The sequence below is a fragment of the Granulicatella sp. 572.rep1_STHE genome, from assembly GCF_001073445.1.
Taxonomy (GTDB): Bacteria; Bacillota; Bacilli; order Lactobacillales; family Aerococcaceae; genus Granulicatella; species Granulicatella adiacens.
This window is the reverse complement of the sequence record NZ_JVBO01000027.1, coordinates 1-19,081: the sequence shown is the minus strand read 5'-3', so window position 1 is coordinate 19,081 and position 19,081 is coordinate 1. Positions and strand designations below refer to the sequence as shown.

At 36.7% G+C, this 19,081-nt stretch carries 17 protein-coding genes; 1 reads left to right on the top strand and 16 read right to left on the bottom strand.

Annotation, left to right across the window (positions count from 1 at the left end):
• A partial coding sequence (locus ADH99_RS10325) for an IS3 family transposase (protein ID WP_049555912.1) occupies positions 1-180 on the top strand: 180 nt, incomplete at its 5' end.
• 198 nt (positions 181-378) lie between these two features.
• Here the strand turns inward: ADH99_RS10325 and ADH99_RS06410 are convergent.
• From ADH99_RS06410 to folD, 16 genes are all read right to left on the bottom strand, one after another.
• Positions 379-930, bottom strand: coding sequence for an ABC-2 family transporter protein (locus ADH99_RS06410; RefSeq protein ID WP_049554751.1), 552 nt, complete (start codon positions 928-930; stop codon positions 379-381).
• Complete coding sequence (locus tag ADH99_RS10320; protein ID WP_049554750.1) at positions 927-1,181, bottom strand: hypothetical protein; 255 nt, start codon at positions 1,179-1,181, stop codon at positions 927-929. The genes ADH99_RS06410 and ADH99_RS10320 overlap by 4 nt, the downstream gene beginning before the upstream one ends.
• A 4-nt stretch (positions 1,182-1,185) precedes the next feature.
• Complete coding sequence (locus ADH99_RS06400; RefSeq protein WP_049554749.1) at positions 1,186-1,965, bottom strand: hypothetical protein; 780 nt, start codon at positions 1,963-1,965, stop codon at positions 1,186-1,188.
• Positions 1,962-2,930, bottom strand: coding sequence for an ATP-binding cassette domain-containing protein (locus ADH99_RS06395; RefSeq protein ID WP_049554748.1), 969 nt, complete (start codon positions 2,928-2,930; stop codon positions 1,962-1,964). The genes ADH99_RS06400 and ADH99_RS06395 overlap by 4 nt, the downstream gene beginning before the upstream one ends.
• Before the next feature lie 411 nt (positions 2,931-3,341).
• The gene (locus ADH99_RS06390) at positions 3,342-4,949 is read right to left on the bottom strand and encodes an ABC transporter ATP-binding protein (RefSeq protein ID WP_049554747.1); all 1,608 of its coding nucleotides are present in this window, start codon (positions 4,947-4,949) and stop codon (positions 3,342-3,344) included.
• Between the two features lie 444 nt (positions 4,950-5,393).
• Complete coding sequence (gene smc / locus ADH99_RS06385) at positions 5,394-8,963, bottom strand: chromosome segregation protein SMC (protein WP_049554746.1); 3,570 nt, start codon at positions 8,961-8,963, stop codon at positions 5,394-5,396.
• Between the two features lie 17 nt (positions 8,964-8,980).
• Positions 8,981-9,691, bottom strand: a complete 711-nt coding sequence (gene rnc / locus ADH99_RS06380) for a ribonuclease III (RefSeq protein ID WP_049554745.1) — start codon at positions 9,689-9,691, stop codon at positions 8,981-8,983.
• Between the two features lie 115 nt (positions 9,692-9,806).
• Positions 9,807-11,009: a GTPase HflX gene (gene hflX / locus ADH99_RS06375; RefSeq protein WP_049554744.1), complete on the bottom strand. Its 1,203-nt coding sequence runs from the start codon at positions 11,007-11,009 to the stop codon at positions 9,807-9,809.
• 1 nt (position 11,010) lies between these two features.
• A complete protein-coding gene (gene miaA / locus ADH99_RS06370; RefSeq protein WP_049554743.1) occupies positions 11,011-11,952 on the bottom strand; it encodes a tRNA (adenosine(37)-N6)-dimethylallyltransferase MiaA in 942 nt (313 codons plus the stop codon).
• A complete protein-coding gene (locus ADH99_RS06365) occupies positions 11,942-12,670 on the bottom strand; it encodes a glycerophosphodiester phosphodiesterase (protein WP_049554742.1) in 729 nt (242 codons plus the stop codon). The genes miaA and ADH99_RS06365 overlap by 11 nt, the downstream gene beginning before the upstream one ends.
• The gene (recN, locus tag ADH99_RS06360) at positions 12,667-14,388 is read right to left on the bottom strand and encodes a DNA repair protein RecN (protein WP_049554741.1); all 1,722 of its coding nucleotides are present in this window, start codon (positions 14,386-14,388) and stop codon (positions 12,667-12,669) included. Before recN ends, ADH99_RS06365 begins: the two co-directional genes overlap by 4 nt.
• 3 nt (positions 14,389-14,391) lie before the next feature.
• A complete protein-coding gene (locus ADH99_RS06355) occupies positions 14,392-15,207 on the bottom strand; it encodes a TlyA family RNA methyltransferase (RefSeq protein WP_049554740.1) in 816 nt (271 codons plus the stop codon).
• Between the two features lie 9 nt (positions 15,208-15,216).
• Positions 15,217-16,095: a polyprenyl synthetase family protein gene (locus tag ADH99_RS06350; RefSeq protein WP_244266361.1), complete on the bottom strand. Its 879-nt coding sequence runs from the start codon at positions 16,093-16,095 to the stop codon at positions 15,217-15,219.
• Positions 16,096-16,099: 4 nt separating this feature from the next.
• The gene (gene xseB / locus ADH99_RS06345) at positions 16,100-16,312 is read right to left on the bottom strand and encodes an exodeoxyribonuclease VII small subunit (protein WP_005605298.1); all 213 of its coding nucleotides are present in this window, start codon (positions 16,310-16,312) and stop codon (positions 16,100-16,102) included.
• Positions 16,312-17,646 (bottom strand): exodeoxyribonuclease VII large subunit, encoded by a 1,335-nt coding sequence (gene xseA / locus ADH99_RS06340; protein WP_049554738.1) that lies wholly within the window; start codon positions 17,644-17,646, stop codon positions 16,312-16,314. The genes xseB and xseA overlap by 1 nt, the downstream gene beginning before the upstream one ends.
• A gap of 3 nt (positions 17,647-17,649) precedes the next feature.
• Positions 17,650-18,498: a bifunctional methylenetetrahydrofolate dehydrogenase/methenyltetrahydrofolate cyclohydrolase FolD gene (gene folD / locus ADH99_RS06335; protein WP_049554737.1), complete on the bottom strand. Its 849-nt coding sequence runs from the start codon at positions 18,496-18,498 to the stop codon at positions 17,650-17,652.
• Positions 18,499-19,081 lie beyond the last annotated feature (583 nt).

Below are 19,081 nucleotides of genomic sequence, written 5' to 3'. Positions count from 1 at the left end.
TTTTTCGCCAGAATGAAGAACGAGATGTTCTATGGTTTTGAAATGGAATATTCTACCTTTAAGGAATTTCAAACGGCTGTGGAAGAATATATAGATTATTACAATAACAAAAGAATTCAAGAAAAAACAAAATGGATGCCCCCTGTTCTATACAGGGAAACATCCATGTGTTCAGCTTAATTTAAAAATGTGTCCAGGATTCTGGGTACATATCACAGGGATATAGCTTCTTTGTTTTTCTTCGATGAATCATTTCATTAATCACTGATGAAGTTTGTATAAAATTATTGGTAACAAGATTTATCGGAAAACCAAATTTTACTTTTGAGGGACTCAATACTAGGATTAGTCAAAGAGCACAAATAATCATCAAAATCACTATCCACCAATACTTTGGTATTTTTTTAATCCATTTTTCCAGAAAATATGATAAATCAGAATCAATAGAACTGGTCCTGAAGATACATTCATCAAAGTTTCTAAAGAAAGTTGCTTTGTATGAAGTAATAACTCTCTAACAGGAAAATACCCAATAAAACCAAATGGAATTACCACAAGTAATGTCTTCAACCAATTCGGATAAATCGACAATGGATAATTTCCAAGTTGAGAAACTTCCCAAAAAATGCTTTTTAGTCCATCATTGGATACCCACCAAAAAGCCGTACAACTCAATAGTAAATACACTGCATACTTGACAAGAATTGAAGATACAATAAAGAGCACTAACTTCACAAAAAAAGTTAAAGTCCATAAAGTCGGTAGCTGACAAATTGATACTATTAACAGTAGCAACGCAACCAATGCCTCTAATACCGATTCTTCATCCAGTTGAAAAATCACAAATTGAAATAAAACATTTAAAGGTCTTACCAAAAAAATATCAAGTTCTCCTGTTTGAATCAGATAAGGAACTTCCAAGACAGTCACAAAAAAATCTCCCAAACTGCATTCACTAACATTATAAAAGCATAGAAAAATAACACTTGGTAACCGCTAAATTCACCTAAAATACCGGTTGTAGAGACAATAATATACAAGACAAATAATGTTGAAATAGTCTCAAGAAAAAATCCCATATTTCCTAACAGAAAGTCTATTGGATACATCTTAATTCTTTTTATATCCATTTTTATAAATGCTGCATAAATCTTATGATATAACTTCATTTTGTAAAACAAAATACTACCCTCCCATTATTTCTAGTTTGAAATAAGTTCGTTGTTGTACCAAAAGCAGTAGTGCAAAAAAGACTACAATCCAAAAAAGTTGAACAAAAATTGCATCTTCGTAATAAAACAATTGGCTACCACTTAACATAGCACTAGGAAAATACTGAATCGCTACAAAAGGTAATTTTAGTACGAATTTACGTAAAAACTCTGGGTAAATATCAATTGGAAGAACTCCTCCACCAAATAATAATAAACAACCTGACAATAAACTTTTTGTTCCATTGATGCTCATTAAGAATGTGGAAAACAAACCTATCACATGTCCTAGAATCATGGCTAATATCCAACTGAGCGTTAATGATAATAAAGCCCAAAATAAGCTATCCATTTCTTCTAAGATATTAATTCTAAAAAAGAATATATAAATCACCCAAATAGGAATAATGCGATAGACAATCTTATACCAAGTGTTTCCTAATTGAACAGCTACATTCACAAAGAATGGAAGTTGCGGTCGTTGTAAATAGTTTGCAATCGTTCCTTTTAAAATAATTCGATTCATAAAATCTGCTGCAGAAAACATTGGCAATACACTAGACAAGGTCAATGCAAACATTGTATAAATTATAATCTGTTCAGTTCTAATACCGTTCGTTTTTTCCACAAATAACCAAATATAGTATTGAATAGAAACAGCAATAAATGTGCTCAAAATCGTCATCATATTATTCATTTGGTATTTCTTATTCGATTGATATTGATAGGCAGTATAGGCCCATAGCCCTCTCATTTCAACACCTTCTTCACAGTCATTAATTCAGACAGACTCAAGTTAGAAACTTCTACATTATTCGAAGAATATTCTTTTTTAAAGAAAGCAATTGCATGCTCCTCGGATAAGTTACGTGTATCAAAAAAGAACTCGGTTGAAGTAATGTTCCTTGCCAACTCTTTAATATTTGGATGAGTCACTTTTATAGCCTTTCCTTGTTCATGTTCCAACATTATCTTTTTTAGAAAACTATATTGGTTCTTAAAATCTTCTATCGAACCTTGATAAGCATTCTCTCCCTTATCCAAAATAATGATTTTTTGACTAACTTTTTCGATTTCTTGAAAATCATGACTTGTAATCATAAAAGTTGTATTTTTTTGTTCATTAATTTTTAAAATCATTTCCATCATTTTTTTCTTTGTCTGAACATCAATTCCAATTGTTGGTTCATCTAAAATCACGAGCTTTGGAGAATGAATCAATGCACAAATGAATTCACCACGCATTCTCTGACCAAGTGACAATTCTCTCACTGGTTGATCTACATAATCATCCACTTCTAATTCACTCATTAACCATTTCAGCCACTCCATATCCTGCTTGGAAGTTTTTGAATAGATTTTTTGTAAAAAATTAAATGAATCAATAAGTGGTAAATCCCACCATAAATGAGATTTCTGTCCGAACAAAACACCAATATCCTTTGCGTTTCTTCTACGATTATTAAAAGATTTTCTCCCAAAAACTGTCACTTCTCCCGAATCAGCTGGGATAATTCCTAATATCATTTTTATAGTCGTAGACTTTCCTGCTCCATTTTCACCAATATAACCGACAATTTCGCCCTGGTGAATTTCGAGATTCAAGTCACTAATAACCTTTTTTTTCGCTTTTTCACTGAAAATTCTTTCTATCCACGTTTTATTTAATTGTTTATCTGAATCTACATAGCTTTTGTAAACATGCATCAAACGAAGCATTATCTCACCTCTTTATTCTTTAATAATCCCATCTTCAAAAAAATATTCTCGTAGTCTTTTTTTTAATTGAAAACTACGATAATTTGAAAGTGTATAAGCTCCGTATTCTGGAAATAATAGTATATCATTTTCTTCCACAATAGGTAGTTTTATTGGAGAATGGTTAAACACAATACGCTCATTGAACGTATCTCATATAGTATACCACGAAACAAGCCATTCGTATTAAAAAAATAAGAGGTAGACTCTATTGCCCACCTCTTATTGGTTCTATAATTTATAAGGTTGATGGAGAAAATTCACCAACCCTATAAATTATAGAACCATTTGATCATCATTAGGATTTTTGTATGCAATAAAATCCGTTCTTCCAATCACAAAAATTATCTAATTACACTATTTAACTATTAATTACTCTACTAACATCTTATTTATAACTAGATGATTGTCCTTGATAGTAATGATTTTATCATATCCAACCATCATTTCCTCTGAAATGTGATGTTCTATATCAATAACTGCTCCAGAATAAGTTTTTATCAAATCATTCAAAATTTTTGAACTCTCATCATCCAGCCCTGATAAAGCTTCGTCAACAAGTAAGCATGGTTTTTCAAATAATAATGCTCTTGCTAACTCTAACCGTTTTAATTCTCCACCAGACAGAGAATGTAATTGTTTATCCATTTTAGTATGTAACATCTCTTTTGTTGCTAAATGTTTCATTCCTACTCTTCTTAAAATTTCAATGACTCTACTTTCATCTATTGGACTATCAAACGTCAGATTAAACAGCAATGTTTCGTCAAAGATAAATGGTTTTTGAGAAACAACAGAAAAAAGTTCAATTCCTTTTTCTTGCCCATAATTGATAGTACCAGATAATATCTTCGTTTCCCCTAAAATAGTTTTTAAAAAAGTACTCTTTCCTGAACCTGAAGGTGCTTTGAATAATATCTTATCATAACTTCCAAGTGAAAAATCAATATTTTTAATCAATTCATTATCTTGATATCCTACTGTAGCTTGTTTAAATTCTAAGATAACTTCTGTATTTGTTGGTAACTCTAGCAGTTGCTCATATTCTTCGGCTTTACTATTAAGAGTTAGCACTTTATTCAATACTGGATCAATTGATTGAATCACATTATATGTAGAAGCAACAGTTATTAATGGAGATACAACCCTATCAGCTGCCATATAAATAGTAAGCAAACTCCCTACTGTCATATATCCATTTTGAACAGAACTTATTCCCAGCATTAATGCTATCAATAATGAGCACACATATAGTAAACTAATAACGGTATTAGCGATATTCTGATTAAAATCCATCTTAAAATAATTTTTTTCAGATACTCCTAACTTCTCATTCAACTTTTTTAGTACATTATTTACCACACCAAATCTTTTCATCAACGGGCGTGCCTCTAAAAAATCTGTTAAAAATCCTATATATTGATCATTGGCTTCTTGCCAACGTATAGTTCCTTTCTTTAACCATTTTTTAGTTAACTTAGGAATTAGAGCAGGTATAGCTCCCAAACTAACAAAAAGTAAACCCACTAACATATTGATATTCATCAAAAATATAAATGTAACAACACCTTGAAGTGTACACAAAATCATAGTAAATACATTATTGATAAATTTTTGTTCAATTTGCTGGACTTCAATAGTAATACTAGTTATGTAAGAACTTGGTGATTGCTGTAAATTCTCTTTTCTAACAGAATTTACTGCATGTATATTTTTTAACTGATAATTTACATTTTGAATAAACTTTCCTTTAAAGAAACTAAATAGAAATTGTGATAAAACAATTAACAGTAAAAAAATCAGCCATAAAAATACTGTATGTATACTGCTATCAAAATCACTTTTGTTCATATAATCTGTAAATTTCCCTAAAAAATACGGCGCACCAATTCCATCAAGAGATAGTAAAGCTAAAAATAACACAGCACATATAAATATTCGCTTATTACCTACTAGTATGAATCTTAAGTATCGAAACATTCTGATTCCAGCCTCTCTAATTTAGAAAATTTAAATTCAATAATACAAGTTTCGTTTTTCACAAAAAACAACAAAAAAATAGTTAACTTTCAATTTAATCCTAAACAACTCCGATAATTTTGTCAATACACATATTTACAGAATCATTTACGCTGTCTAAGAAACACAAACATTAAAAAGAACACTTCACAAATTTCTGTGATTCAAATTAAAATTTAATACGTATAAATCAAAAAAGCCCCTAAATAAGGGCTAACACTCCTTAATATTGTATGACTTTAGAAATAGCACCATCTAGTGCAATTAATTTAATCAACTATAAAACTCCTTTAAGCATTTCTGCTTTCATTATACGCACATTGAACGTATCTCTTATAGTATACCATAAAATAAGCCATTCGTATTATAAAATAAGAGGTAGCGCGTATGGGCTACCTCTTACTCTTATTTCACTTCTTCTAATTCGTCAAAGTCTTCAAACTTAACGGATGCAAGTTTTGATACCCCAGATTCTTGCATGGTTACTCCATACAATACATCGGCTTCTTCCATCGTACCACGACGGTGCGTAATCACGATGAATTGCGTACGGTTTGTAAATTCTTTTAAGTAACGACCGTAACGCGCTACGTTTGCTTCATCCAGTGCGGCTTCAACCTCGTCGAGTAAGCAGAATGGAACTGGCTTCACTTCTAAGATTGCAAAGAGTAATGCAATCGCTGTGAAGGCACGTTCTCCACCAGAAAGTAAGCTGAGTGATTGAAGCTTTTTACCAGGTGGTTGAGCAATAATCTCAATCCCTGTTTCCAGTAAGTTATCCGAATCAGTTAACTCAAGCGTTGCACGTCCACCGCCAAATAAGCGTGGGAATGTACGCTCAAATTGAGTACTTACGGCATCAAAGGTTGTCTTGAAGCGTGTCGTTACTTCTTCGTCCATTTCCGTAATGGTTTCTTCCAGCGTCTGTTTAGCTTCTAGTAAATCTTGTTGTTGCGCTGTTAAGAATGTAAATCGTTCTTGTACCGCTTCAAACTCTTCAATCGCCAACAAGTTTACTGCACCCATTTGTTCGATTTGTTGTTTTAGGCTACGAACGAGTTTTGAAGCTTCTTCAATCGACATATCAAGTGTTGTTTTGGCAATCGCTGCTTCAAACGTTAATTCGTATTCTTCACTCAAGTACGTCAATTTTTGGTCAATTGAAATTTCGAAACGATTCGCTTTCGTTTCTAATCGTGTTTGATTCTTCAACTGATCTTGTAATTGATGTTGCGCTTGTGTTCTAGCAGCTTCTGATTGTTTTACATGAATTTCTAGTGCTGAACGCTCCTCACGTAATTCCTTAATCAGTGTATCTAATTCATCCACTTGACCTTTTAACGCATCAAACTCTTCTTGAATCTTCGCGTAAATCGCCTCATCTTCCTCTTGATTACGAGACTGTTCCGATTTCTTAGAATGTAATAATTCAATTTGATCTTCTAAACGAGTTTTTTGAAGTTTCGTTTGATGAATTTCACGTTTTTCTTGGTTAAATTGCTCTTGTACACGAGCACGATTCGTACCAAGTTCTTGCAATTCTTTTTGTTTTTCTTGAATTTGATGGGTCTTATCTTCATTCGATAATTGAAGGTAATCCAATTCTTTTTTCAAGGATGCATTTGCTTTTTGAAGGGCCACCAATTTTTCATGGTTTTCAACGTATTGCTCTTCTAATTGCTCATATGCTTCAATGAGTTCATCCATTTCAAATTGATTTGCTTGTTGAATACGTTCGTGTTTTTGAACTTCTTCAAGCGCAAATCTTGATTGGAATTCTAGTTGATTGAGGGTTTGTTCCAATTGAATATGACTCGCATTTAATTCGCGATACTCTTCTTCTAGCTTGTTCTTTTCAGCTGTCACTTTTTGGAACTGTGCTGACAATTTTTCGTATTCAGCCTTTGCTTCTTCAAATTGCTTCGTCACTGTTTCTAGTTGACTGTTACGTCGAACGAGTGATTGTTGACCAGAGTTCTTAGAAGCTCCCCCTGTCATCGAACCACCTGCGTTTACGACATCTCCTTCAAGTGAGACAATACGATAGCGGTAACCGAGTTGTTTCGCTAATAGTTGCGCTACTTGCAAGTTTGTTGTTACAAGCGTTGTTCCTAGTAAGTTCTTAATAATCGAAGCGAATTTTTGTTCTGTTGATACAAGTTCAATTGCAATACCAATAAAGCCGTCCACTTTTTTAGCTTGGTTCAAAACTGAGTCTGGTACCTGTTTTTCTTTAATAATCGATAAAGGTAAAAACGTTGCACGACCTAGACGATTCGTCTTCAAATACGTGATTGCTTTGGCAGCAGCCTTCTCATCCGTTACAACGATATGTTGGCTCGTCGCTCCCAGCGCGATATCGATGGCTGTCGTTAATTGTTCATCTACACGAATGAGTTCTGCTACTGAATTGACAACACCTGGCAAATCTGATTTATGCTTTAAAACTTCACGAACGCCTTGATAGTAACCAGCATAATCTTCAGATACTTGTTTCAAGCTTCGAATGGTCGCTTGTAATTGTTGAAGATGACGTTCCTTTTCCATCCCTTCATTAGAAAGAATAGAGTGTCGCTCATTGATTTTTGATAATTTTTCTTTTAGATCTAGAAGCTGTTTTTCAGAACTTGCTTTTTCTTTTGTGAGTTCTTCAATCTTTTCAATGAATTGATTTGCTTTTTCTTCTAAAGCTCGATGTTCTTCATCAAAGGAATCAAAACGCTCTGTCATTTTTTCTTGAGTGTTTTGGTTTACTTCCATAGACTTCTCAAGGTTCTTCTCTTGGTTTAGTAAACGTGAAATTTCTTGTAACTGCTCAATATAACGATTTTGAAGCTCTTTAACGCTTTCTTCATTACTTTGACTTAATTGGTCTAATTCTTCGACTAATTGGCTCCAAGCCTCTTCTACGTTCTTTAATTCAACCTTACGTTCTACTTGATTCTTTTCAAGAAGAGCTAATTTTTCTTCCACTTCTTCTAACTCACGAAGAGCAGCAGCTAGTGCTTCTTGATTTTCTTCATCACTACGTTCTGCAAATTGGCGACGTTGCTCGAAGACTTTACGTTGACCATCCAATTGTTCGACTTTTTGGATTAATTCTACGTATTCTTCTTGCTTTGCATCGAGTTCTTCGTTACGAGCTTCAAGTTTTACTTGATTTGCCTCGATGTCCACTTGAAGACTTTCTAATGTGGCCTCCGTTTGCGCTAATTGCTCTTGAAGTTGCTCTACTTCTTGCAGAGCTACTTTCCACTGACCATTTAATGTTTCAATTTCAACTGCTAAAAGGGCGGTTTCCACATCTTCTAGCTGTTCTTTCTTAGAAACGTAAGCAATCGCTTTTTCACGTTGCTCTTCCAGTGGTGCTAATTGCCCTTCAATCTCATGAAGGATATCTTCTACACGATTCAAGTGATCTTGTGTTTGATTTAATTTACGTTGTGCTTGGTTCTTGCGGTCTTTGTATTTTAATACTCCAGCCGCTTCTTCGATAATCATTCGACGTTCTTCAGGCTTTTCGTTAAAGATTTGCTCAACCTTCCCTTGAGAAATCAAAGCAAACGAGTCTTTTCCTAAACCTGAGTCCATCATTAAGTCCGTAATATCTTTTAAACGAACAGGTTTCTTGTTAATTAAGAAATCACTTGCACCATTACGATTCAAACGACGCGTTAACACGACTTGTGTTTGATCGGTTGCCAACACCTTGTCTTCATTGTTGATATATAGATTAACTTCAGCAATATTCACTGGTTTTCTTGTTTGAGAACCTGCAAAAATGACGTCATCCATCCGTTTCCCACGTAAACTCTTAGCCGATTGTTCCCCAAGAACCCACTTAATCGCTTCAGAAAGATTGGACTTTCCACTACCATTAGGTCCTACAACCGCAGTCACGCCTTTATCGAATTCAATTGTTGTCTTATCGGCAAATGATTTAAATCCCGACATTTCAATTTTTTCTAATTGCATGCTTTAATCCTTTCTTTCTATGAAAGTGAACTCTGTGTTAGTTCTTCCATAGTCAATTTTGCGGCCATTTGCTCGGCTGCTTTCTTCGTCTTGCCACTCGCAGTCTTGTATTTTTTTCCATCCACAATTAATTGAACGGTAAAAATTTTATCGTGCGAAGGCCCTTCTTCTTTAACTAATTCATAACGGATGTATACCGGACCATTTTGTTGCAAGTATTCTTGTAGTTCTGTTTTAAAATCGGTAATCAATTCATAACGTCCATTTTTAATCTTAGGAACAATCACTTGGTCTAAGAATCGTTGAACTTCATCCATACCTTTATCAAGATATAGAGCGCCGATAAAGGCCTCGAACACGTCACATAAAATAGCTGGCTTCTCACGTCCACCACTCAGCGTTTCTCCTTTTCCAAGCAGCAAATACTCATTCAAAGAACATTCCTTCGCAAGCAATGATAAGCTATCCTCGCAAACGATTTGAGCTCGTAGTTTCGTTAATTGCCCTTCTTGGAAGTGTGGAAATTGTCGAAAGAGCCAATCAGAAATTGTTAATTCTAAAACAGCATCTCCTAGAAACTCAATACGCTCGTTATAGATTCCCTTCATCTCTTTATGCTCATTGGCATACGAAGAGTGAGTCATCGCTTCCATAAGCAATGCCTCGTTCTTAAATGAAATATCGAACTTCTCTTTTAAAATTTTTGAGAGTGTTTGTATCTCCTTCATGATGGCCTCCTGAAAAAATCCTTATCTTTAACATTATACGAGTTTTAGGGTTGGATTACAAATGTACTCCACAATAAAACGGCTTGATTCATAGGTTCAAGCCGCTTTATGAATATTATTTACGATAGCCTTTGACACAATATTGATTTTTTTCTTCGTCATAATTTAATGATTCTACGAGGGTACGTTGTTGAAGCTGATTTAACTCTTTCGTCTCCGTCACGTCTAGCCACTCTTCATAGTACGTCATTTGCGCTTTGACTTGTTCTTTTAAAAATGCTTTTAATCGTTCTACATCTGTACCATTGACTGCAGAAATTTGAATTGATGGATAAAGGTTTGGTTGAAATACTGCCTCAATCAAATCTGTCTTATTATAGACTGTTACCATCGGGATTTCTTGCATTTCCAAATCGTTCACTAAATCCGTTACCGTCTTTTCATGAAGGGAGAACTGGGCATTTGACGCATCCACCACATTCACTAATAAATCAACATCCGCACTCTCTTCAAGCGTCGATTCAAAAGCATGAATCAATGTCGTTGGCAGTTCTTGGATAAATCCTACCGTATCCGTTAAAGTCACTTCAAAATTCGGGAACAAGTCCACCTGTCTTGTTAGTGGATCAAGAGTCGCAAACAATTGATCCATTTGATAGGTTCCTGCCTGTGTTAATTGATTTAAAATCGTAGACTTTCCAGCATTCGTATATCCAATTAATCCAAGTTGGAATCCATTCGAACTCTTTCTTTTCTCACGTGAACGTTCACGGTGTTTCTTGATTTGTTCTAACTGTTCCTCGATGTCTTGTATTTGTTTACGAATATAACGTCTATCTGTTTCTAAGCGAGTTTCCCCAGGACCACGAGTACCGATTCCCCCACCTTGACGAGATAAACCTTCTCGCTGTCCTGAAAGACGAGGGAGTAAATAGTTTAATTGCGCAAGCTGCACTTGAAGTTTCCCTTCTTTAGAACGAGCACGCATTGCAAAAATATCGAGAATCAATTGTACACGGTCAATAATACGACAATTAATTGTTTCATTGAGATTTTTCACCATCGACCCTGTGAGCGATTGATAGAATACAACTAGGTCTACTTCTAGTTCATCGACTAGATGACTGATTTCTTCAACTTTCCCTTTTCCAACGAGGGTACGTCCACTAATCGACTCGCGTTTTTGGGTCAAAGTAGCAACCACTTCCCCCTGCGCTGTATCAACTAATTGCGCAAGCTCTTGGTTCGCATAGGCGAAATCCTCATCTGTTTGCGTTGTTTGCACACTTACAATTAATACGCGTTCTCTTTGTTCCATTCTATCCCTCCTCTACAAAAGCTGTTAACTCTTCTAATAGTTCTTCTTTATCTTTTGGATTCTCCAATAAATTCACCCAACGAATTTGTGGTAGTCGATTTCTAAACCACGTTAATTGACGTTTGGCGTATCGTCTTGAATTCTGTTGAATGGTCGCAATAATTCCCTCACGCGACTGTTTCCCTTCAAAATATGGAATCCATTCCTTATACCCAATTCCACTAATCGATTGGATATCTAGACCTTTTGATTTTTCATATAACTCTCTAGCTTCTTCTTCAAGACCAGTCTGTGACATCAGTTCTACACGCAAATTAATACGCTCATAAAGAAGCGCTCGGTCTGCATTTAATCCAATAATAAACGCATCATAGTGCGGTGTCTTTTGAATTTCTAAGCTGGAAAACTTCTTACCTGTTGCATGAATCACTTCTAGCGCACGAATCACGCGTCTAGGATTATTGACCGAAATCTTTGCAGCGGCTTCTGGATCTACTCCATTTAATTCATTCCAAAGAACTTCAGAACCTTTTTCTTCTAGCTCTTTTTCTTTTAGTAAACGATAGTCCGGATCATTCGAACCCTCGCCACTATAATGAAATCCATATAAAAGTCCTTCAATATAGAGTCCTGTTCCACCAACGATAATCGGTAGCTTCCCGCGAGTCGTAATGTCTGCAATAGCTGCTTCTGCCTTCTCTTTAAAGTCACTCGCAGTAAAAGGTTCATCCCACTCACAAATGTCTAGTAAGTGATGACAAACGCCTTCTTTTTCTTTCTCAGTAACTTTTGCAGTCCCAATATCAAGCCCTTTATACACTTGAAGCGAGTCTCCATTAATGATTTCGCCATTGAACTGTTTTGCAAGTTCAATACTGAGAGTTGTTTTTCCTACCGCAGTTGGTCCCACAATTATAATAATTTTTGGTAGCTTATCGCTCATAGTTCTCCTTTAATTGTAACGCCTTTTGCGGATAGTCCGTAAAAATGGCTTCAATCTGTAATTCAAAGCAACGATTCATGTCTTTATCTTCATTCACAGTCCATACACGTAAAGGTAATTGATTCGTATTCCATTCAAGCGTCCAATCGAGCAACTTCAAATCCGGATGATATGCTTCTTTTTCAAGCATAGCATCCCCCTTATTCGCCCACTCGACTGACTCAAATAGAAGCCCAATTTCTTGAGTTGGATTTAGTTTTTTGAGCTCAACTAATGTATATGGGTTAAAGCTAGAATAGACAATTGCAAATGGCCAAGACTCTGTAACTTGGAGAGCGAGACATTTCTCAACAAGTCCTTCATATTGAATAATATCTGTTTTTAGCTCGATATTTAATTGTCCGTTAAAGTTCAATTCTTTTAATAAGTGAAGTACTTCTTCTAGTGTTGGAATCTTCTCGCCTGCAAAATCGTTCTTAAACCAACTTCCTGCATCCATTGCTTTAATTTCTGCTAGCGTTAAGCTTCTGATTTCACCAGTACCATTGGTTGTACGGTCAACCGTTTCATCATGAATCACCACTAACTGTCCATCCTTTGTTAGATGGACATCGAGTTCAATGCCATCACTTCCTACACTCACCGCTTCTTTAAATGAAGCAAGTGTGTTTTCTGGATGAGTTCCTTTACTCCCTCTATGTGCAAAGATTTTTGTCATTTGCGTTCACCTTCTGCTCGTGTATCATTTTCCTGTTTAATTGCCTTTGAAATTTGTAATAATTCTTTTGCATTTTCAAGTGTTAATGCTGTAATCGTCGTACCTGAAAGCATACGTGCGATTTCTTCTGTCCGTTCTACTTCATCCATCACTTTCAGAATCGTATGCGTACGTTCCCCTTCTTCAACTTTTTCAATATGAATATGCGTATCCGCCATACTGGCTACTTGTGGTAAATGCGTAATACTCAACACTTGGGCATATTCAGAAATGTAGTGCATCTTAGAAGCAATGGCCTGCGCCACACGCCCGCTGACTCCTGTATCCACTTCGTCAAAAATAATTGTTCCAACGAGTTGTTCTTTCGTGAAGATGGACTTCATCGCTAATGTAATCCGCGACAACTCCCCACCAGAAACAATTTTGCTAAGAGGCTTCAATGGTTCTCCTTTGTTCGTTGAAATATAAAACTCAACAAGGTCAATCCCTGTTTCAAGTAAGCCTTCTGAAGTCTCAAATTGAATGGCAAACTGCGCATTCTCCATGTAGAGTCCGTGCAATTCGCCCACAATATCTGCTTCTAAACGTTTAGCTACTTCACGACGAATACTTGAAATCTTCTCTGCAATTCTAAAGGCTTCAAGAGTAGCCTGTTTCAACACTTTTTCAGTTTCAGCGATTAAAGCCTCTTTATTTTCAATCTTATTCAATGCATCTCTTGCTTTATCTTGGAAGGCTAAAATTTCTTCTGCATCATCCCCGTATTTACGTTTTAATTGATAGTAAACATCGAGACGTTCTTCAATAAAGGCCAGACGTTCTTCGTCAAATTCAGCATTTTCGATTTCATGACGAATCGCACTTGCAGCATCTTGCAGTTGATAGTAAGCCTCGCTCATTTGCGTAGAAAGGGTCTTAAAGCTTGTTGAAATAGATTCTAGGCTTTCTACTTCACGTGTCGCTTCTCCGATGGCATCGACGCTTGAATATTCTTCCCCTTCAAGAGAAGCCAGAGCTGTTTGAAGTGCCGTTTGGATTTTTTGGAAATGTGTGAAGTATTCTTTTTCTTCGCTTAATTGTTCTTCTTCACCCACATAAATATTAGCTTCTTCAATTTCTTGCAATTGGAATTTCAACATATCTACGCGTTGTGCGTCTTCTTTTTCTGCTGTTTGCAAGGCTCTAAGCTCTTGTTTGGCAGCAACCACTTTGGCGTATGCCTCGTCATATTCAACTATTAAATCGCCCATTTGATGGTGTGCGAACTCATCTAATAGCCCTAAGTGTTTCTCTTCGTTTAATAATAAGAAATGCTCATTTTGGCCATGGATATCGATTAAATAAGGTCCGATTTGTTTGAGGAGCGCTACTGTAGCTAACTGTCCATTAATACGGCAGTTTGATTTTCCATTTTGCAATAATTCGCGTTGAATCATTAATTCATCTTCAACGACTTCAACACCGAATTCTTGCAGCTTTTCAACAACGGAAGGATCCTCAATTCGGAAAACACCTTGAATCAATGACTTTTCTTCACCATAACGAATCATTTCCAGAGACGCACGTTCACCGATTAATAGGCCAACTGCATCAATAATAATCGATTTCCCAGCGCCTGTTTCCCCGGTTAAAACCGTCATTCCTTTTTCAAACGTACACTGAACTTCTTCGATAATGGCAAAATTTTTAATGTAAATCTCTTGAATCAAGTTCGTCACCCTTTACTTTTTTAATCGTTGCGCTTCTTTAACTGTCTCACGAGCAAGTTCTTCAAACGAACGAACTTTGCTTGGAGCCGTATTTTTCAAATGCGCTAAAAATTCAATATTCCCACTTCCACCAGTGATTGGTGAATACGTTACTTTTTCAACAGTAAATCCAATTTGTTCACTGAAGCTTAAAATATCCACTAATACATCTTCGTGTACTTTTGGATCACTCACAATCCCTTTTTTTCCGATGCGCTCACGACCTGCTTCGAATTGTGGTTTAATCAACACAAGCATGTCGCCGCCTTCTTTTAGAATTGGTTTTAATGGCGGTAAAATCAGTTTCAATGAGATAAATGATACGTCGATGGATGCCACATCTGGTTGCCCTTTTGTGAAATCATCTGGTGTTGCGAAACGGAAATTCATTCGCTCCATCACAACAACACGCTCATCTTGGCGAAGTTTATAATCTAATTGGTTATACCCCACATCGAGCGCATAACTTTGTTTGGCGCCATTTTGTAAGGCCGCATCTGTAAAACCACCCGTAGAAGCACCAATATCAAGTAAAATCTTTCCATCGACACTGACATCAAATTCTTTTAAGGCTTTTTCTAATTTCAAGCCACCACGAGAGACATATTTTAATGGTTCGCCTTTAATCATCAATGAACTCGTCACAGGAATTTTTTCCCCTGGTTTATCGTATCGGTTATGATTCACTGCATCCACAATCTGTCCTGCCATAACAAGACGTTTTGCTTTTTCTCTAGAATCCGTCAACCCTTGTTGGACGACCAGAATATCCACACGTTCTTTTTCCATTTTTTACTCCTATATTTCTAAATACGTTAAAAACTCAATGAGAAGATCCTTAGTTTGTTCGTTCTCTAAAGTATCATCTACTTCATCCAAAGCACTCTTACAAAAGGCAATTTCAGTTGAAAGGGCTTCTTTTGCGCCTTCTACTCCTAAGAGACTCGGATACGTATTTTTACTTAATTCTGAATCCTTACCTGTTTCTTTCCCAGTTTGTTCACTTGTCCAACATACATCTTGTAAGTCGTTTTGAATTTGGAATGCTAGGCCAAAGTGAGTTGCATAAGAGACAAAAGCTTCTTTCTGAGTTTCATCAGATAAAAAGAGATTCCCAAGACGAACAGCAGCTAATAACAATCCTCCTGTTTTCTCACGATGGATTTCTTTCATTTGTTCGAGAGTAATCGTCACTTCTTCACTAGCAATATCTTTCATTTGGCCAGAAATCATGCCACTCATACCAGAAGCACTCGATAAAATCTTCACGGCTTCCACTAACTGACTCGCATCTAAGTCAGTATTTGAAGCCACTTCGAATGCTAATGTCAGTAATGCATCGCCTGCTAAAATCGCAGTGGCTTCATCAAACGCCTTATGCACGGTTGGACAACCGCGACGTAAATCATCATCGTCCATTCCAGGTAAGTCATCATGAATAAGGGAATACGTATGAATCATCTCTAAGGCACATGCTAAGTCTAACGCAGCTTTATTTGTCGCTGTTCCAGCAGAACCAACTGCAAGCGTTAAGAGCGGTCTAATGCGTTTCCCACCGGACTGTACCACATAAAGCATGGCTTCTTTTAGGCGAGCTTCTGTTGGTCTTTCTTCAATAAGCTTTGTTAAGTGATTGGCTACATCTTGTTGAAGTTGTTGAATGACAGACTTCACCATAGGATTATGCCTCTTTTCCTTCTGCATTCACTGTAATCATTGCGCGAACTGTTTCTTCTGCTTTTGTTAATGTTTCATTACAAAATTGACTAAGTTCCATTCCTTCTTTAAATTTATCTAATGCTTCATCAAGTGGAACATTTCCACTTTCTAATTGTCTTACGATTTGTTCTAATGCAGACATTGCTTCTTCAAATTTTAATGTTTTCTTCGCCATTATAAACTCTCCTTGTTCTTTTCATTAACGGTCGCATTTACAAGACCATCACTTAAACGAATCTCTATTTCTTCATTATTTTCAATTTGTTCTACCGAATTTACGATTGTTCCATTTTTAAACACAATACCATATCCACGTGTCATGATTTTTAATGGGCTGAGTAAATCTAATTTCTCTACTAATTGTTGGAACCTAATTTGCTTATCCTGCAAGTAGTTTTGATTGCTATCAAGTAATTGCTTTTGCAACCATTCGAGTTTTTGCTTTTGTTGAATTAATAATTGTTCTGGAGACACTAATTGCAGACGGTGCGTAAATTGCATCGACTGTTGTTTTGCCAAATGAAGTCTTTGTTGCATCCCTTGCATCAACTTCAATTGCAATTGATCCACTTGCTGTGCATAGACTTCATACATTCGTTCTGGTTTTACAAAAATACCAGACTTTTCTAGTTTACTTAATAACTCTTTACGAGTGTTCAATTGAGTAAGCATTGTTGTTTGCAAGCGGCCAGTCAAGTTTCCAAGTGTTAAATGAATATCATTGAGTACCGGCGTTGCGAGTTCTGCTGCAGCAGTCGGTGTAGCTGCACGTTGGTCAGCGGAAAAGTCTGTTAAAGTCGTATCTGTTTCATGCCCCACACTTGAAATGATTGGAAGAGCGAATGAAGCAACACGTCTTACAACCGGTTCTTCGTTAAAGGCCCATAAATCTTCGATGGAACCTCCACCACGACCAATGATAACCACATCTGCATCCGATTGTTCTACTAAGTCTAAATTTTTAAGAATGCTTGGAACAGCGTGTACTCCTTGTACCACAGTTGGATATAACACGAGTTGAGCGATTGGAAAACGACGAGCAACTGTTGTTTGAATATCTCGAATAACAGCACCTGTATCACTCGTTAAAATCGCAATCTTCCTTGGGAATACAGGAATTGGTTTCTTCGGTCCAGAAAAAACTCCTTCTTCAGTTAATTTTTTCTTCAACTGTTCATAGGCTTGATAAAGAGCCCCTACACCATCTGGTTCCATGTGCTCGATAATCATTTGGTATTTACCAGATTTCTCATAGACCGTAACACGACCAATCACAAGAACTTTCATTCCTTCTTCAGGTTGGAATTGAATTTTCTTATAAGCGCCTTGGAACATGGTCGCAGCGATAATGGCATTTTCATCCTTCAAGTTGAAATACTTATGCACACTATTTTTATTAAAGTTCGAAATTTCTCCCGTCAAATAAACGCGGTCTAAGTGCGGATCACGGTCAAATTTAGTTTTAATATACTTTGTCAACGCGGTGACGGTTAAATATTCTTGTTCCATGTCCTACTCCTTCTTACTTTTAGCATTTTTTACGGTTTGAGCTAGTAACATCGCAATGGTCATTGGACCAACCCCGCCAGGTACTGGTGTAATAGCACTTGTGAGTGGCGCCACTTCTTCAAAATCAACATCTCCGCAGAGTTTTCCAGCTTCATTACGGTTAATGCCGACATCTATGACAACAGCCCCTTCTTTCACAAAGTCTTTTGTAACAAGACCTGCTTTCCCTACTGCACTAATCAAAATATCAGCGCGTTTAGCCACTTGCTCTAAATCTTTCGTACGACTATGGCAAACGGTAACGGTCGCTCCATGATTCAATCCTAAAAGCGCCATTGGACGGCCGACAATCGTACTTTGGCCAATAATGACCATCTCTTTTCCAACAAGGTCAATATTGTATTCTTTGAAAAATTCCATAATCCCTTGTGGTGTACAGGGAACAATTGATTCATCCTTTTGCAGTAACTTTCCTAAGTTCACTGGATGGAACCCGTCCACATCTTTTTCAGGAACAATCGCTTCTAAGACCTCTTCTGTATCGATGTGTTTTGGCAAGGGCAATTGCACCAAAATACCGTGAACGCTATCGTCAAGGTTCAGTGTATTCACGTATTCTAATAGTTCTTCTTGTGTTGTTTCTTCAGCGAGGCGAATCACATTTGAATGAATGCCTACTTCTGTTGCCGCACGTTCTTTGTTACGTACGTACACTTGACTAGCTGGGTCTTCTCCAACAAGAATGACCGTTAGTGAAGGAGTTACTCCACTCTTAGAAAGTTGTTGTACTTCCTGTTTTAGTCCTTCTCTTATTTTTCCAGCTAATGCTTTCCCATCTAGAATTTGCGTCATAGAAGTCTCCTTTTTCTTAAAATAATGTTGTTAAATTGATAAAAATAAAATATGTATAGTGAAATTAACAAATGCGTGAATTATCATATATGATAATTTTTTAGTGCATTCAATGGGGTGTGACATGACTTAGGCGCAGTGGTTTATTGACTTTCTTTTCATCACTCGTGATTCAAGAAAGTCTAATAAACTGTGCGAACGAAAGACTACGAAGCAGAATATTCTCACACTGTGAGAATATTCTTTGCTTCTGTCTTTCTGCTTCACATCCTGTTTAGTTGAGTTCAGGCTCGTAGCTTTCGCGTTCCTTTCCGACAATTATCCGCACGTCCTTATCGGACGCTTGCGTTAATTTCGGTAAAGGGTCGAAAGCTGACCACTCGCCCTCACTTCCTGTTTTTAGTTGAGTTCGAAAAGGCATAGGCTCAAGCCTTTCGAGGTTAGTCCGCACGGTCTTCTTGACCGCTTACGGCCAACCTGCGAACCGTCATCGCCTATAAGCGCCTTTTCTCGCATCCTGTAGTTGAGTTCGAAAAGGCATAGGCTCAAGCCTTTCGAGGTTAGTCCGCACGGTCTTCTTGAC

What these genes read in the sequence shown, in the direction of transcription:
- ADH99_RS06400 (WP_049554749.1), bottom strand. Translation starts at nt 1,965, where the DNA reads ATGAGAGGGCTATGGGCCTATACTGCCTATCAATATCAATCGAATAAG.
- ADH99_RS06395 (WP_049554748.1), bottom strand. Translation starts at nt 2,930, where the DNA reads ATGCTTCGTTTGATGCATGTTTACAAAAGCTATGTAGATTCAGATAAA.
- ADH99_RS06390 (WP_049554747.1), bottom strand. Translation starts at nt 4,949, where the DNA reads ATGTTTCGATACTTAAGATTCATACTAGTAGGTAATAAGCGAATATTT.
- smc (WP_049554746.1), bottom strand. Translation starts at nt 8,963, where the DNA reads ATGCAATTAGAAAAAATTGAAATGTCGGGATTTAAATCATTTGCCGAT.
- rnc (WP_049554745.1), bottom strand. Translation starts at nt 9,691, where the DNA reads ATGAAGGAGATACAAACACTCTCAAAAATTTTAAAAGAGAAGTTCGAT.
- hflX (WP_049554744.1), bottom strand. Translation starts at nt 11,009, where the DNA reads ATGGAACAAAGAGAACGCGTATTAATTGTAAGTGTGCAAACAACGCAA.
- miaA (WP_049554743.1), bottom strand. Translation starts at nt 11,952, where the DNA reads ATGAGCGATAAGCTACCAAAAATTATTATAATTGTGGGACCAACTGCG.
- ADH99_RS06365 (WP_049554742.1), bottom strand. Translation starts at nt 12,670, where the DNA reads ATGACAAAAATCTTTGCACATAGAGGGAGTAAAGGAACTCATCCAGAA.
- ADH99_RS06355 (WP_049554740.1), bottom strand. Translation starts at nt 15,207, where the DNA reads ATGGAAAAAGAACGTGTGGATATTCTGGTCGTCCAACAAGGGTTGACG.
- ADH99_RS06350 (WP_244266361.1), bottom strand. Translation starts at nt 16,095, where the DNA reads ATGGTGAAGTCTGTCATTCAACAACTTCAACAAGATGTAGCCAATCAC.
- xseB (WP_005605298.1), bottom strand. Translation starts at nt 16,312, where the DNA reads ATGGCGAAGAAAACATTAAAATTTGAAGAAGCAATGTCTGCATTAGAA.
- xseA (WP_049554738.1), bottom strand. Translation starts at nt 17,646, where the DNA reads ATGGAACAAGAATATTTAACCGTCACCGCGTTGACAAAGTATATTAAA.
- folD (WP_049554737.1), bottom strand. Translation starts at nt 18,498, where the DNA reads ATGACGCAAATTCTAGATGGGAAAGCATTAGCTGGAAAAATAAGAGAA.